This is a genomic window from Sphingomonas sp. IC4-52 (assembly GCF_020707225.1).
Taxonomy (GTDB): Bacteria; Pseudomonadota; Alphaproteobacteria; order Sphingomonadales; family Sphingomonadaceae; genus Sphingomonas.
In genome coordinates, this window is record NZ_JAJFEU010000001.1 from 961056 (window position 1) to 975286 (window position 14231).

Below are 14231 nucleotides of genomic sequence, written 5' to 3' on the forward strand. Positions count from 1 at the left end.
AACAGAGCGTTACCGTAGCGTCTGCCACTTAGGAAGCGGCGGCGCTGACGTTTCCCTCAGCGCTGTGTGACTACTTTTGGCCGAAGATCCGGTTCATGAACGCGTTCGCCGCCTCACCGATGGCGTCTGCTACCCGGTTGGCGTCCGTGCCACCGGCGCCCGGCCCTTCCTTGTCTGAGTCCGACTTAGAAGAGCAGTCGTGATGACGCGTCTGCCGCGCCGCCGCTGCCGCGGCAACGGTCGCCGCCATCGCAAGGCCCGAAGCGAGCGCCTGACGCCCTGCGGGGCTGTTGGCCCTGTCGATCAAGGCTTCACCGGCGCGGCGCGCCTCTTTCGGCACTTTCACGCCGCCGATCTCCTTCGGAATTCGGAAGCCGCTCTTCTTGCCTTTTTTCGCCATTGCCGTCCCGCCAGTAGGTGTGTGGGCGATATAATACACGGCGCGACGCGTTCAATAGTCGCGGATCTTCCCGCGCCCCGCCTTCACCGCACCCCGGCCTTTCTTCTCATCGAGCCGCTTGGCCTTGGCCGCGCGCGTCGGCTTTGTCTTTACCCGCCGGGCGTCGCGCTCCTCAGCCTTGGCGAGCAGCTCCGCCAACCGTTCGCGAGCGTCTGCGCGATTGGCTTCCTGCGTGCGGTACCGGCGAGCGGTGAGAACAAGCGTGCCTGACATCGTGAGCCGGGATCCCGCCAGCAGCTTCAGCCGCCGGTAAGTCTCAGGATGCAGGCCCAGCCGGAACACGTCGACGCGCAGCTGGCACGCTGTCGCCACCTTGTTGACGTTCTGCCCACCGGGGCCGGTCGCCGCGAGGAAACGCTCTTCCAGCGCGTCCTCGGGTACATCAATCATCGAAGCCTACGTCCCGGAACCGAGACGGCCAGGGCGCCTGCGCAGCGGCATCAGGCTTGCCGGGCCGGGGCACGATTAACTCGGCTGCGTGCAGCATCATGCCCGAACGATGGCCGCTCCCATAGGTCGGGTCACCCAGGACGGGTATGCCCAGCCCCTCGAGCGCATGGACGCGGATTTGGTGTGTACGTCCCGTCGCCGGTCGAAATTCCACCAGCGCCCGGCCGTCTTGTACCTTGATCACGCGCCATCCCGTGCGCGCCGCCTTGCCCGCCGGGTCGTGGTGCATGCGCCAGCCCTGCTCCGCCGACGAAATCTTCGCCAGCGGCATATCGATCGTCCCTTCTTCGCCTGATGGCACCCCATCGAGAATGGCCAAATAGCGCTTCGTCACGGCACCCGTTTCGAACGCCTGCTGGAACCGCGCGTGGGCCTTGGGATTGCGCGACAAGAGCAGACAGCCGCTGGTATCGCGATCCAGTCGATGCACCGGCTGGGGCCAGCGACGAAAACCGAAGGTGAGGTTCGAAAGGTGATTCTCCAGGCTGATCGCGCCGTCGCGCGGCCGATCCACCGGCAGGCCCGCCGGTTTATCGATTATCAACGCCTCGCCATCGAGGAAGAGCACTCGGTCTCCAAGCATGTTACCGCCCTTGCCATCCCGAGCCTCCCGAGGCCAGAGTGACAAGGATGCGCGCTCACTTTCCGCTCCTTGTTCTGCTCGCCGCCGCACCTGCCGAGGCTCAATTATGCAACGGCGTGAGCGTCGCCATCGGGACTGACGGGCGCGCGCTTGGCCACCTTCCCTATGGGGATGCTGCGCCCGGGACGCTTGTGGCAGTTCCGTCTCACCTCGCGGTCGGCGCATGCCGATTGCGGCCGGAGGTAGCGGCCGATCTCGAACGCCTCATCACCGCCGCCGCTGGCGACCCCGCCGTGCAGGGGCGATTGTACGCTTTTTCATGCCACCGCTCGCTTTCGTATCAGCAAAGCACATTCTGTCGCACACGAGAGAGTGAGAGCGGCGCCGACCGGGCGATCTCAGCGGCGCCGCCCGGGCACAGCGAGCATGCGACCGGCTATGCGCTCGATTTCACCGTTCGCCCGGCTGACGGCTGCCCCGATGCGGAGGCGTGCATGGCCGCGAAACCGGCCTTCCGCTGGCTCGCGGCGAACGCCACGCGCTTCGGCTTCGAAATGTCTTTCCCGCCCAGCAACAAACAGGGCGTCAAATGGGAGCCATGGCATTGGCGCTGGGTAGGCGTATCCGGCAGCGCGCCCGGAGCCGCTCGCGCCCGCTTCCTGTTCGCCAGAGCGCGCAAGGAGTTTGCCGCTGATCCGGCGGTCGATCCAGCGCCGCTGATCACTCCCCCGCCGGTCGTCCGGACCCTGACCCCGGCAGCACCGGAGGAGCCGAAGAAGGGCAAACGCAAGAAGAAGAACCGGCGCGGGGATCGGACCGTCAGCTAAGCGGCACGGGCGCACAGACCTGCCGTGAGGAACGGCAGGTCTGTGCGAGGCGCTCTTGGGCACTGGCTACCGCTACGGCTCACCCGATCCGCGGGGAGCCGTGAGCGAGAAGGTCGACAATCAGGCCGAAAGCTTGGCCGCGGTCTCGGCGATCCGCTTGCCCTGGTAACGGGCGCCGCCCAGGTCGACATCGCTCGGCTGACGGCTGCCATCCCCGCTCGCCAGCGTGGTCGCGCCATAAGGCGAGCCGCCGTGGATCGCCTCCATCGTCATTTGCGCCTGATAGCCATAGTCGAGACCAACGACCGTCATGCCGAAGTGCAAAAGGTTCGTGATGATTGAGAACAGGGTCACTTCCTGGCCGCCGTGCTGGGTGGCGGTGGAGGTGAAGGCGCCGCCGACCTTGCCGTTCAGCGCGCCGCGCGCCCACAGCCCGCCGGCCTGATCGAGGAACGCTGCCATCTGGCTCGGCATACGGCCGAACCGCGTCGGCGCGCCGATAATGATGGCATCGTATTCCGCCAGAGCGTTCACGCCTTCGATCACGGGATGCGAATCATCGACCTTGAAACCGGCAGCGGCGGCGACTTCTGCGGGAGCGGTTTCTGGCACACGCCGCACGTCGACCTGAGCCCCCGTCTCGCGCGCGCCTTCAGCCACGGCGTCGGCCATTTTGGCGAGGTGCCCGTAGGATGAGTAATAAAGAACGAGAACCTTGGTCATGAATATCTCCTTTTGATTGGCCCGTAGGGAAAAGTGTCGGTGGAAAATGCCGGCTCCGCCCAGGACTGGCGGAGCCGGCTTCATTCATTCGGCGTCGACGAGAACAAGCTCCGAGTCCGCAGTGGCGAGGATCTCATAGGAGCCGCCGCCCAGGGCGACCCCGTCACGCGTCGCTACCGCTTCGCCATCAATGGTGATCGCCCCCGCAGCCGCGACCAGATACGCATGGCGGCCGTCCCCGACCACGTAGGTGACGCGCTCGCCTTGCTTCAACGTCGCGCCCATGACCCGAGCATCGGCACGGATCGGCAGCGCGTCGTTATCCTCGGCGAACCCGCTCGCCAGCGTCACGAAGCGGCCCGACCGGTCGTGCTTGGGAAAGGGCTTGGCACCCCAACTCGGGCTGCCGCCACTGCTCCGCGGGCGGATCCAGATCTGGAACAAGGTGGTCGGCTCGCTTTCCAGATTATACTCAGCGTGGCGAACGCCCGAACCGGCGCTCATCACCTGAACGTCGCCGGCTGCGGTACGCCCCCTGTTTCCCATCGAGTCTTGGTGAGTGATCGCGCCACTGCGAACATAGGTGATGATCTCCATGTCGCTGTGCGGATGTGGGGGAAAGCCCGTCTGCGGCGCGATGGTATCGTCGTTCCAGACGCGGATTGCGCCCCAGCCCATGCGCGCGGGATCGTGATAGCTGGCGAAGCTGAAGTGGTGCCGCGCATCCAGCCAGCCGTGATCGGCATGTCCAAGGGTTGCGAAGGGCCGGATGTCGATGTGAGTGCGAGTGTCGGTCATGATGAACCTCCGTCTGTTGCAACACAGGTAAGAGCGTCGGTTCGCTACATAAACAGAAACGATTGAAACGGATTGTTTCTGCTTGTAAGCACGCGGCGGTAAAGACAGCGAGTACCGCCTTTATGCGCCTGCCCGATCTTGAAGCCTGGGCCATCTTCGCCACGGTGGCCGAGCACCGCTCCTTCACTGCTGCTGCCGAGGCGCTCGGGCTGAGCAAGGCCACGATCTCGAAAGCCATCTCCCGGCTTGAGGCTGATCTTGGCCAGTCGCTGTTCCACCGAACCTCGCGCCGCCTGGCATTGACCGAGGCAGGACGGCCGCTGGCCGAACATGCGGCCATGATCCTTGCCTCGGCGCACGCGGCGGAGGAGGCCGCGCGTGACGCAGCTCACGCCCCCACGGGCCGGATCCGCCTTGCCGCTCCGATGACCTTCGGCGTCAGCAAGGTTGCCCCTCTCCTCACCAACTTCCTAGCCGCCCATCCCGGCATTGAGGTCGAACTTCACTTGTCCGACGCGCGGGTCGACATCGTCGCGGAGGGTTTCGATATTGCGCTGCGCATCGCGGATTTGCCCGACAGCTCGCTGCGAGCACGCCGGCTCTGCTCCATCCAATCCTATCTCGTGGCAGCGCCGGCCTATCTGGAACGGCACGGCACGCCGACGCATCCGGGCCAGCTCGGTGACCACCAGCTGCTCGGGTACACGAACCTCATTGGCCCATGGCGTTTCCGTGGTCCCGGCGGAGCGGAAATTTCGGTCAAGGCTCAGGGCCCGCTGGCGGCCAATAGTGGCGAAGCGCTGATCCCCGCGCTTGTCGGCGGGCTCGGAATAGCGCGCCTGCCCGCCTTCATCCTGGGGAATACGCTCCGCGATGGAGCCGTGGTGGAGCTGCTGCCGGACTGGCGCCCGGAGCCGATCGGTTTGCACCTTCTGACACCGCCCAGCCCGCTACGCCCCGCCAGAGTGGAGGCGTTGATCGCGTATCTCAGCGATCATTTGCGGGACTGAGCGACACCAATCAGAACCGCGCTGACAGGGTCACGCCGTAAGTACGCGGATCGCCCGGCTGGCCGACGATGAGGCCAGTTGACCCGGACTGAGTGGCAAGCAGCTCGAAATAATCCTCGTCGAACGCATTGCGCAGCCAGGCGAAGACATTCAGCCCATCGTCATTCTTGAAGCCCAACCGGAAGTTCGACAGGGCGTAGCCATCCACCCAGGTATAGCGCGACGGCGACGGGTTCGACGAGAACTGCGAACGGTAGCTGCCGTCATAGCCGATATACACCTGGCCTGACAGGCCACCGATCTGGGTCGGGATGCCATATTCGGCGCCATAGCTGAACGCCCATTTGGAAACGCCCGGCAGCACTTGTCCGGAAATGTTGCAGGATTGCGGGCTGATCCCCCCCGGCGTGCCCGGCGCGCTCGCCGCCTGCCCCGCCGCGGCCGTCGTACCACCCGACAGTTCCGGCGGGCACGGTGCGTCCACAAAGCGGACGTATTTGGCGTCAGTATAAGCGCCGTTGACGTACAGGTTCAGCCCGTCGAACGGCCGAAACGCGCTATCCACCTCGACGCCCCGCGTGCGCACCTTGCCGGCATTGGCGAGATAGCCGCGCAGAACGCCCACTTGCTGGTTGTTCACCGTCGCTTGATAATCGTCGATCTCGGTCCAGAATGCGGCGACGTTCACGGTCGCACGCCGGTCCCAGAACTGCGTCTTCAAGCCCAGTTCGAAATGGTTCACCGTCTCTGGATCGATCGTCTGAACCGCCAGGATCGGATTGTTCGCGCCGTCCAGCGGAAGCCCGGACAAGTTGATGCCACCGGACTTATAGCTGTGGGCATAGGTGGCATAGTAATGGATGTCCGGCGCGAACTCATAAGACACAGTGATGTCGCCGGAGATATTCCAGTTGTCGAACTCGGGCCTGTAGCTCTGGGGGGCAAGAACACCGCGTTGATCGTTGGTCAGCGTCGTGCTGCCGGCTCCGGTCGTGACCGTGGCGATATATTGCCCTTCTTTCTTGTCGTAATTGACGCGCAGGCCTGGTGCGATCTCCAACTGCTCCGTGGGCCGCCAGGTCAGCTTGCCGAACAGCGCAGCCGATGTGTTCTTGAAGCTGATCTGGTTGCGTGACGTGAGGCCGTTCAGGATAGGCGGGTTGCAGGCTGCCGCCGTCGCGGTGGCGCAACCATTCGGGCCAAATGGTGGGTTGCCGGGATTGAGCAGGAAGCGGCTCGCGGCCGGGCCCTGCACCTGCAGGCCCTGGGTATCCAGCGTCTGATAGAAATAGAACGCGCCGACGGTGTAATCGACCGACCCCTTGGTATCCGAGGCGAAGCGCAGTTCCTGCGTGAACTGGCTCTGCTGAGACGGATTGGCGGAAACTGGCGTCACGGGAAGGCCAATGAAGTCGCGATCATTGGAAGGACCCCAATGCCAGAAACGCCACGCCGTTACCGACGTCAGCGTTCCCGCTCCCAAGTTCCAGTTCGCCAGCGCTGACGCACCGCCAAGCTCCTGCTTGGCTTGCAGGTCGGTGTCGACATCCGTCAGCCGATCAAACGCATTGGTCGAAGGGGGGGCATAGCCGAATGCCGCGGCAAGTGCCGCATATTGGCGTGCCAGCGGCCGCTGCGTGGCGCCCACCCGGGCATAATATTGCACGCAGCAATTCGGGTTCTGCCGGTTGTAGTCGGCATAAAGCGTCACGTCGAAGTTCGGCGCTGCCTGGAACAGCATTTGACCGCGCAGGCCGATATTGTCCTGACTGTTCTGCCACTCACGCTGCAGCGTGTTGTAAACCGTGCCGCGGCGGGTGGTCACCGATCCTGAAATGCGCGCGGCGACCACATTGTCCACCAGCGGCCCCGAAAGCGAGAACTTGCCCTGGAAGAACTCGTAGTTGCCGCCGGTCACTTCTACGCGCGCTTCGGTCTCGAAGCTCGGCTTGCGCGTCGTTATGTTGATGGCGCCGGCGGTCGTGTTCTTGCCATAGAGCGTGCCTTGCGGCCCGCGCAGGATCTCGATCCGCTCCGTGTCCGTGAAGTCGAACGTCGCGGACGCGATGCGGCTGTAATAAACCTGGTCGACATAGATGCCGACCCCTTGCTCGATGCCGTCGTTCGTCAGACCGAACGGTGCCCCCAATCCGCGGATATTGGCAGCCGAATTGCGCGGATTGGTGGAATAGAATTGGAGCGAGGGTTGCAGCTGCGTCAGTCGGTTGACGTTGTACGCGCCAGTCTCCGCCAATGCCGTGCCGCCAATAACCGACATGGCGATCGGCACGTCCTGCACCGTCTCTGCCCGGCGCCGCGCGGTCACGACGATGTCACCGCCCCCTTGCTGGGCCGGCCCCAGGCGCCCGACCTCCTCCGCTGGCTCCCCAGGCTGATCGGCTGGCGTTTGGCCCGCCTGATTGGTGGAGACTTGGCTTTGCAATTCCACCGGCTGCTGACCGGCCTCGGCAGCGGCGGCCTGAGCGAGAATGATGGCAAGAGTTATCGACATGGTCGCCCCCTAAGAAGATCATGTCTTCTCCCATCGGAAAAGTAGGGAATCAATACCCCATCAGCCTAGTGGATTTTGATCTCGCCTCTTGAAAAGTCACTTGACCTTACCAGATTTCCCCGCGTGCGGTGCCGCGTACGGGCCGCACAGACGGTGACGTGGCAACATGCACGCCGCCGCTTTTCAACTCGCTCAATGGAGGAATTGAAGATGCGTCTGGACCTTACCCCCTATCGCCGCTCGACCATCGGCTTCGATCGTCTGTTCGACCTTATTGAGGCGAATGCCCGCTCGTCGTCCGAAAACTATCCGCCCTTCAATCTCGAGCGTCTTGCCGAGGATCGTTACCGTATCACGCTTGCCGTGGCCGGCTTCTCCCGCGACGAGATCGAGATCACGGCGCAGCAGAACCTTCTGCTCGTTGCCGGCAAGAAGGACGATAAGGCGACCGGCCCGAACTTCCTGCATGTCGGCATTGCGACCCGCAGCTTTGAGCGCCGCTTCGAACTCGCTGATTTCGTGTTCGTTGAGGATGCACGGCTGAACGACGGTCTGCTCGTGATCGATCTGGTGCGCGAAGTGCCTGAGGCGATGAAGCCGAAGACCATCTCGATCAAAAGCGGCTCGAAGCCGACTGTGGTTGAGGACAAGCGTGACGAGAACGAGGCGCAAGCCGCCTAACTGCTCGGCGCCTCTTTGCTCCCTTTCGAGGCGTCGTGGGGCGTCCGGGCCGATGGGCCCGGGCGCCTTCATCTTTTCCGAACACCCGCGCCGCCTCTGGCGGCATCAGCGCTCACTGCTCCAACGAGCCGGCAATGCCATAGCGAGCGCGGCGACATGCATGGCTTGTACAATCCCCCCCGACCGCGCGATCGCCAGTGCTTGGGGCACCGGGACCGCGGAAAGCCGCAGGCGCTCCGTCGGCTCGTCCTTTGGCTCGGCGAGCTTACTGACGCCGCTGGCGAGTAGCGCGTAGCAGCGGTTCGACTGATTGGCGGGATTGGGCGCCAGGGTGGCGACAAGCGTCCACTCGCCGCCGCCATAGCCTGTTTCCTCGATAAGCTCGCGTTGCCCGGCCGCAACAGGGTTTGCATCGTCCGGATCGATGGCACCGGTCGGCAGCTCGCGACTCGTGATGCCCCATCCGTGGCGATATTGATCGACCAGCAGCAATCGGTCGTCTTCATCGATCGCGACCACGATCGCCCAGTCGGGGTGCTCCGTAATGAAGAAGGGGGCGATCCGCACCCCTTCCGCGGTTACGCAATCGTCTGCGCGCACCCGAAGCCAGGGATCATCGATCACCCGGCGGGAGGACACGACCTGCCACGGCGGCAGGTCGCCTTCTTCCTGTTCAGACAAGCCGGCTCTGCTTCACCGCAGCGCCAATGAAGCTGGCGAACAGCGGGTGCGGGTCGAACGGCTTCGACTTCAGTTCGGGATGGAACTGCACGCCAACGAACCAGGGATGGTCCGGCCGCTCGACGATCTCGGGCAGCATGCCGTCTGGCGACATGCCCGAAAACACCAGGCCGCCCTTCTCCAGCGCGTCCTTGTAAGCGGTATTCACTTCGTAGCGGTGACGATGCCGCTCATGGATGGTGGTGTCGCCGTAGATCGAGGCAACGACGCTGTTCCCGGCGAGCTTCGCCTCATAGGCGCCAAGCCGCATCGTGCCGCCAAGATCGCCTTCCGCTTCGCGCTTCTGCAGCCCGTCGCGGCCCATCCACTCGGTAATCAGGCCGACCACTGGCTCCGTGGTGGGGCCGAACTCCGTGGAGGATGCTTCCTTGATGCCGGCGAGATCACGCGCGCCCTCGACGCACGCCATCTGCATCCCGAAGCAGATCCCGAAATACGGGATCTCACGCTCCCGCGCGAAGCGGACGCTGGCGATCTTCCCTTCGGCACCGCGCTCGCCAAAGGCGCCGGGCACGAGAATGGCGTCGCACGGCTCAAGCTGCGCCGCGATCTCCGCGTCGTCATTCTCGAACAGTTCCGCGTCGATCCAGCGGATATTAACCTTCACCTTGTTGGCGATGCCACCGTGGACCAGCGCTTCGTTGAGCGACTTATAGGCGTCCTGCAGGCCGACGTATTTGCCGACCACGCCCACCGTCACTTCGCCTTCCGGATTGGTCAGGCGGTCCACGATCTCGGTCCAGCGCGACAGGTCCGGCGGCGAAGACGGCGTGATGCCAAAGGCGCGCAGCACCTCCGAGTCGAGGCCCTCGGCGTGATACTGAAGCGGCACCGCATAGATGCTCTTGGCATCCAGCGCCGGGATGACGGCGCCTTCCGGCACATTGCAGAACAGCGCGATCTTCGCGCGTTCGGACGGCGGCAACGGCTTTTCGCAGCGGCAGACCAGCACATCGGGCTGAACGCCCAATGCCGCCAGCTCGCGCACCGAATGCTGGGTCGGCTTCGTCTTCAGCTCACCGGCTGCCGCGATATACGGCACCAGCGTCACGTGAACGCTGATGGCGTTGCCACGGCCTACTTCGTTCTTCAGCTGCCGAATCGCCTCGATGAACGGGAGCGACTCGATGTCGCCCACGGTGCCGCCGATCTCGCAAAGCACGAAGTCCAGATCGTCCGTCTGATCGCGCGCGAACGCCTTGATCGCGTCGGTAACGTGCGGGATCACCTGAACCGTCGCACCCAGATAATCACCGCGACGTTCGCGCTGAATGATCTGTTGATAGATCCGGCCAGAGGTCACGTTGTCGCTCTGCCGCGCAGCCACGCCGGTGAAGCGTTCATAGTGGCCAAGGTCGAGATCGGTCTCCGCCCCATCGTCGGTCACATAGACTTCGCCATGCTGGTACGGGCTCATCGTGCCCGGATCGACGTTCAGGTAAGGATCGAACTTGCGGATCCGCACGCGATAACCGCGCGCCTGCAGGAGAGCCGCGAGGCTCGCCGCCATAAGACCCTTGCCGAGCGAGGAGACCACGCCGCCGGTGATGAAAATGAACCGCGCCATGGGAATATCGGATTAGCCTCTAACATGCACAAAGGACAAGCGCCCGCGTTACCACGGGCGCTACGAAACCGGCGAACCGGGTGGATCAGCGGGCGAGCGGAACGCCGTTGTCGGCCGGTGCTGCCTGATTGGCCGCTGCTGCGGCTGCGGCCGCTTCCGCGCCGGACAGTGCCGCGCCATCTGCCTGCGGCTGCGGCGCGGTCTGGCTCACCGGCGCGGTCCGCTCCAGCGACGTGTCGACGCTAGTGCCGCCGCGCGTCGCTGCCAGTACCGCCAGCGTGATCGACAGGACAACGAACAGCGCCGCCAGCACGGACGTCGCGCGGGTCAGGAAATCCGCCGCGCCGCGTGCTGACATCAGGCCGGACGGGCTGCCGCCGCTGGTAAGCCCGCCGCCTTCCGACCGCTGCATCAGGATCACCGTCACGAGGGCGGCTGCGATGATCGCCTGAACGACGAGAAGGAAGGTGAACATGCTGAACCCGATATGATGCCGGCCCTGCCGGCGGATGCGCGCACATAGGGCGCACCAGCCCGGCGATCAACCGTCGTGGATTTCGTGACAGTACTGAAACCAGCCGCGCGGGCAGACGTTATCAGTCGCGAATGGCACGCATCAGCGGCCTGGTATCCGGATGACGCATCGTGGCAAGCTTGGCGAATTCCGATCTTAGTTCGTGGATGAACACCCTGGTGGACTATGTCCGCTCGGGGGAACCCGATCTGACCAACCGGCAAATGGCATTGCTGCTGGTGGTTTACCTGAAGCCAGGGCCCCATACTGTCCGCGGATTGGCTCGGATATTGAACGTTTCGAAACCGGTTGTGACACGCGCCTTGAACAGACTTGGTGCGCTCGGCTATCTGCGCCGCCAACGCGATGATAGCGACAAGCGCAACATCTTCGTCGCGCGCACTTCCGAAGGGGCAAATTTTCTTGAGGAGTTCGGCCAGTTTCTCGGCGACGGCGAGCAGCCCGTCCCCGCTCGTGCCACCGCATAAGACGTTCGCGCTCGTCGGAAGATCACGTGCGCTTGATCCGACGCGCCACGCGGTACGCGGTGATCTCGCCGACGTTCGCCTCGCCGATCAGGTGTTTGCGCCACATTATGCTGCGCCGCTGGTCCGGACGATCGTGGCAGCGGCGCCGCTTCGCGCCGCTCGCACGCCGGACTCCGACGTGCTCGTATCATTGGCTCCCGGTGACACGTTTGAGCTGCTCGACGTGACCGGAGACCTCGCCTGGGGCGTGGCGCCGGTCAGCGGCTTCGTCGGCTATATCAAAGCCGACGTGCTTGGCCTCGACGCCGCTAACGGCAATACCTTGGGCGATGCGGCATGACGGCAAGCATCTTCATCGATGGCGCCGCCGGCACGACAGGTCTCGAAATCCGCGAGCGGCTGGAGCCGCGTACGGATCTGACGCTGGTCACTCTGCCGGAGGATCGGCGCAAGGATGCAGACGCTCGCCGCGAAGCGATCAACGCCGCTGACGTCGTCATTCTCTGCCTGCCGGACGATGCCGCGCGCGAGGCAGTGGCGCTGATCGACAATCCCGACACGCGGGTGATCGACGCGTCCAGCGCGTTCCGGGTGGCTGACGGCTGGACCTATGGCTTCCCGGAGCTTGGCTTCGACGTTGCCGCCGCGGATCGGGTATCCAATCCGGGCTGTTACCCGACCGGGTTCCTTGCGCTGGTGGCGCCATTGGTGCGCGCAGGCGTCCTGCCGGCAGATTGGCCGCTCACCGTCAATGCGGTGTCCGGCTACTCCGGTGGCGGCAAGGCGCTGATCAACCGCTTCGCCGACGAGTCGGATCTCGCGTTCCGGGGCTATGGCTATTCGCTAGCGCACAAGCATGTGCCGGAGATGCAGCGTCACGCCGGGCTGGTGCATCCGCCCTTGTTCGCGCCTTCGGTGGCGCGCGCGTTTCGCGGCATGATCGTCGAAGTGCCGGTGCCGCTCGCCGCGCTGCCTACGGCACCGTCGCGCTCCGCAATGGTGGACGCGCTGCACGCCACGTTTGACGCTGCGCCGCTCATTACCGTTCATGATGATCAGCCCGATGAGTTGCTGATGCAGGTCGACGCCGCGCCGAATGATCGCCTGGACCTGTGGGTGTTCGCCGATCTGGCCGGCCGTCAGGCGCGCCTCGTCGCGATGCTGGACAACCTCGGCAAGGGCGCGTCGGGGGCTGCGGTGCAAAACCTCAACCTGATGATCGGCGCTGATCCGCTCGCTGGCCTGGTTTACTGAACCGGAGCAGCGACGCGATCTGCCGGCGCCCATAGCCGCAGCGACAAGTCAGAAGGAGGAGCACCCATGCAGCGCAATCCCGTGGGTAAACTATTGTTGTTCGGCGCAACGGGCGACCTCGCCCAGCGCATGCTGCTGCCTTCGCTCTATGGCCTTCACGCGGACAAGCTGCTCCCGGAAGGGCTCACCATCACCGGCACGGCCCGCTCCGATCACGACGACGAAAGCTTCCGCGACTTCGCGAAAAAGGCGCTTGAGGAATATCTCCCGAAGGATCGTAAGGACGCGGATGCGATCCAGTCCTTTCTCGGCCGCCTGCAATATCAGGCGCTCGATGCCACGACGATCGAGGGCTATGCTGCGCTGGCCAAGAAGGTCGGCGACGTCTCCGGCGGCTTGGCGATCTTCCTATCCACTGCCCCGTCCCTGTTTGAACAGGTAATCCGCGGGCTGGAAAGCGCTGGCCTTGCCGGAGAGACGGTGCGCATCGGCTTGGAAAAGCCGCTCGGCTATGATCTCGCTTCCAGCCGGGAGATCAACGATTGCGTGGCCACCGCCTTTCCGGAGGAGCGCACGTTCCGCATCGACCATTATCTCGGCAAGGAGACGGTGCAGAACATCCTCGCGCTGCGCTTCGGCAATTCTTTCTTCGAGCCGGTGTGGAATGCCCAGGGCATCGACAATGTCCAGATCACCGTCAGCGAGACGGTCGGCCTGGAGGATCGCGCTGGCTATTACGACGACGCCGGCGCCTTGCGGGACATGGTCGCAAACCACATCCTGCAACTCGTCGCGCTGATCGCGATGGAGCCCCCCGCGCGCTACGACGTCACTGAGATCCGCGACGAAAAGGCCAAGGTCTTCCGCTCGCTGCGCCAGTTGAAGCCGGAGGAAGTGCCGCAGAACAGCGTCATCGGCCAATATGTCGGCGGCGCGGTAAAGGGTGAGATCGTCAAGGGCTATGACGAGGAACTCGGCCGCGATTCGAACACGGAGACGTTCGTCGCGCTGAAGGCGCATGTCGATAACTGGCGCTGGCAAGGCGTGCCCTTCTACCTGCGCACCGGCAAGCGGATGCCCACCCGGCGCAGCGAGATCGCCATCCAGTTCAAGCCCGTGCCGCATTCCATGTTCTCGGGCCGTGGTGGGCTGCTGCAGCCCAATATGCTGATCATCCGCCTACAGCCGGAAGAATATATTCAGCTGCTGGTGATGGCGAAGGAGCCCGGTCTGGACCGCGAGGGCATTCGCCTGCGCGAAGTGCCGCTGAACCTCAGCTTGGATGCCGAATTCGCCGGCAAGCGTCGCCGCATCGCCTATGAACGCCTGCTGCTCGATCTCATCGAGGGCGATCAGACCCTCTTCGTCCGCCGCGACGAGGTGGAGGCCCAGTGGACCTGGATCGACGCCATCCGCGAGGGCTGGAAGGCGAACGACATGAAGCCGAAGCATTATAGCGCCGGCACCTGGGGCCCCGCCGCTTCGATCGCCTTGACCGAGCGCGACGGCGTCAGCTGGCAGGACGATTGATAAACTAGCCCGTCATGCCGGCCTGGTGCCGGCATCCACCGCGCCGCATACCCGCGGCCGGTGGAGTTGCGGACGGGTCGATGCCGGGGCAAG

Annotated in this window: 16 protein-coding genes; 7 read left to right on the plus strand and 9 right to left on the minus strand. The window is 64.3% G+C overall.

The features are described 5' to 3' along the window. Positions 1-70: 70 nt before the first annotated feature. Genes LK535_RS04800 through LK535_RS04810 form a run of 3 tightly spaced genes read right to left on the minus strand, consistent with a single transcriptional unit; the run spans position 71 to position 1493 of the window. Positions 71-439: a hypothetical protein gene (locus tag LK535_RS04800; RefSeq protein ID WP_227770712.1), complete on the minus strand. Its 369-nt coding sequence runs from the start codon at positions 437-439 to the stop codon at positions 71-73. A gap of 12 nt (positions 440-451) precedes the next feature. Further along, the gene (arfB, locus tag LK535_RS04805) at positions 452-850 is read right to left on the minus strand and encodes an alternative ribosome rescue aminoacyl-tRNA hydrolase ArfB (RefSeq protein ID WP_227770713.1); all 399 of its coding nucleotides are present in this window, start codon (positions 848-850) and stop codon (positions 452-454) included. Then, positions 843-1493 (minus strand): RluA family pseudouridine synthase, encoded by a 651-nt coding sequence (locus LK535_RS04810; protein WP_227770714.1) that lies wholly within the window; start codon positions 1491-1493, stop codon positions 843-845. Before LK535_RS04810 ends, arfB begins: the two co-directional genes overlap by 8 nt. A gap of 47 nt (positions 1494-1540) precedes the next feature. Between LK535_RS04810 and LK535_RS04815 the strand changes: the two genes are divergently transcribed. Next, a complete protein-coding gene (locus LK535_RS04815; RefSeq protein ID WP_227770715.1) occupies positions 1541-2320 on the plus strand; it encodes a M15 family metallopeptidase in 780 nt (259 codons plus the stop codon). A gap of 120 nt (positions 2321-2440) precedes the next feature. Here LK535_RS04815 and wrbA read toward each other — a convergent pair whose 3' ends face one another. Then, positions 2441-3043 carry an NAD(P)H:quinone oxidoreductase gene (gene wrbA, locus LK535_RS04820; protein WP_227770716.1) on the minus strand — a complete coding sequence of 201 codons (603 nt, stop codon included), beginning with the start codon at positions 3041-3043 and terminating at the stop codon, positions 2441-2443. Positions 3044-3127: 84 nt separating this feature from the next. Continuing rightward, positions 3128-3841, minus strand: a complete 714-nt coding sequence (locus LK535_RS04825; protein ID WP_227770717.1) for a pirin family protein — start codon at positions 3839-3841, stop codon at positions 3128-3130. Between the two features lie 122 nt (positions 3842-3963). On the opposite strand from LK535_RS04825, the gene LK535_RS04830 reads away from it, so the two are divergent. Continuing rightward, positions 3964-4851: a LysR family transcriptional regulator gene (locus LK535_RS04830; RefSeq protein ID WP_227770718.1), complete on the plus strand. Its 888-nt coding sequence runs from the start codon at positions 3964-3966 to the stop codon at positions 4849-4851. Positions 4852-4861: 10 nt separating this feature from the next. Here LK535_RS04830 and LK535_RS04835 read toward each other — a convergent pair whose 3' ends face one another. Beyond that, a complete protein-coding gene (locus LK535_RS04835) occupies positions 4862-7363 on the minus strand; it encodes a TonB-dependent receptor (protein WP_227770719.1) in 2502 nt (833 codons plus the stop codon). Positions 7364-7573: 210 nt separating this feature from the next. Between LK535_RS04835 and LK535_RS04840 the strand changes: the two genes are divergently transcribed. Then, positions 7574-8044, plus strand: coding sequence for an Hsp20 family protein (locus LK535_RS04840; protein WP_227770720.1), 471 nt, complete (start codon positions 7574-7576; stop codon positions 8042-8044). Between the two features lie 105 nt (positions 8045-8149). Here the strand turns inward: LK535_RS04840 and LK535_RS04845 are convergent, their stop codons facing one another. From LK535_RS04845 to secG, 3 genes are all read right to left on the minus strand, one after another. Next, on the minus strand, positions 8150-8725 hold the full coding sequence (locus LK535_RS04845) for an NUDIX hydrolase (protein ID WP_227770721.1): 576 nt from the start codon (positions 8723-8725) through the stop codon (positions 8150-8152). Then, the gene (locus tag LK535_RS04850) at positions 8718-10352 is read right to left on the minus strand and encodes a CTP synthase (protein ID WP_227770722.1); all 1635 of its coding nucleotides are present in this window, start codon (positions 10350-10352) and stop codon (positions 8718-8720) included. The genes LK535_RS04845 and LK535_RS04850 overlap by 8 nt, the downstream gene beginning before the upstream one ends. Before the next feature lie 85 nt (positions 10353-10437). Next, on the minus strand, positions 10438-10827 hold the full coding sequence (gene secG, locus LK535_RS04855; RefSeq protein ID WP_227770723.1) for a preprotein translocase subunit SecG: 390 nt from the start codon (positions 10825-10827) through the stop codon (positions 10438-10440). A gap of 206 nt (positions 10828-11033) precedes the next feature. Here secG and LK535_RS04860 point away from each other — a divergent pair, with 206 nt between their 5' ends. The 4 genes from LK535_RS04860 (at position 11034) to zwf (ending at position 14138) form a co-directional block, all read left to right on the plus strand. After that, entirely contained in the window at positions 11034-11354 is a 321-nt protein-coding gene (locus LK535_RS04860) for a MarR family transcriptional regulator (protein ID WP_088334508.1), read from the plus strand. Then, positions 11341-11694 (plus strand): SH3 domain-containing protein, encoded by a 354-nt coding sequence (locus tag LK535_RS04865; protein WP_227770724.1) that lies wholly within the window; start codon positions 11341-11343, stop codon positions 11692-11694. The genes LK535_RS04860 and LK535_RS04865 overlap by 14 nt, the downstream gene beginning before the upstream one ends. After that, positions 11691-12608 (plus strand): N-acetyl-gamma-glutamyl-phosphate reductase, encoded by a 918-nt coding sequence (argC, locus tag LK535_RS04870; RefSeq protein ID WP_227770725.1) that lies wholly within the window; start codon positions 11691-11693, stop codon positions 12606-12608. The genes LK535_RS04865 and argC overlap by 4 nt, the downstream gene beginning before the upstream one ends. 66 nt (positions 12609-12674) lie before the next feature. Then, the gene (gene zwf, locus LK535_RS04875; protein WP_227770726.1) at positions 12675-14138 is read left to right on the plus strand and encodes a glucose-6-phosphate dehydrogenase; all 1464 of its coding nucleotides are present in this window, start codon (positions 12675-12677) and stop codon (positions 14136-14138) included. Positions 14139-14231 lie beyond the last annotated feature (93 nt).

Coding starts and splice junctions, on each gene's coding strand:
- secG (WP_227770723.1), bottom strand. CDS start 10,827: ATGTTCACCTTCCTTCTCGTCGTTCAGGCGATCATCGCAGCCGCCCTC.
- LK535_RS04830 (WP_227770718.1), top strand. CDS start 3,964: ATGCGCCTGCCCGATCTTGAAGCCTGGGCCATCTTCGCCACGGTGGCC.
- arfB (WP_227770713.1), bottom strand. CDS start 850: ATGATTGATGTACCCGAGGACGCGCTGGAAGAGCGTTTCCTCGCGGCG.
- LK535_RS04810 (WP_227770714.1), bottom strand. CDS start 1,493: ATGCTTGGAGACCGAGTGCTCTTCCTCGATGGCGAGGCGTTGATAATC.
- wrbA (WP_227770716.1), bottom strand. CDS start 3,043: ATGACCAAGGTTCTCGTTCTTTATTACTCATCCTACGGGCACCTCGCC.
- argC (WP_227770725.1), top strand. CDS start 11,691: ATGACGGCAAGCATCTTCATCGATGGCGCCGCCGGCACGACAGGTCTC.
- LK535_RS04835 (WP_227770719.1), bottom strand. CDS start 7,363: ATGTCGATAACTCTTGCCATCATTCTCGCTCAGGCCGCCGCTGCCGAG.
- LK535_RS04840 (WP_227770720.1), top strand. CDS start 7,574: ATGCGTCTGGACCTTACCCCCTATCGCCGCTCGACCATCGGCTTCGAT.
- LK535_RS04860 (WP_088334508.1), top strand. CDS start 11,034: ATGAACACCCTGGTGGACTATGTCCGCTCGGGGGAACCCGATCTGACC.
- LK535_RS04825 (WP_227770717.1), bottom strand. CDS start 3,841: ATGACCGACACTCGCACTCACATCGACATCCGGCCCTTCGCAACCCTT.
- LK535_RS04850 (WP_227770722.1), bottom strand. CDS start 10,352: ATGGCGCGGTTCATTTTCATCACCGGCGGCGTGGTCTCCTCGCTCGGC.
- zwf (WP_227770726.1), top strand. CDS start 12,675: ATGCAGCGCAATCCCGTGGGTAAACTATTGTTGTTCGGCGCAACGGGC.
- LK535_RS04815 (WP_227770715.1), top strand. CDS start 1,541: ATGCGCGCTCACTTTCCGCTCCTTGTTCTGCTCGCCGCCGCACCTGCC.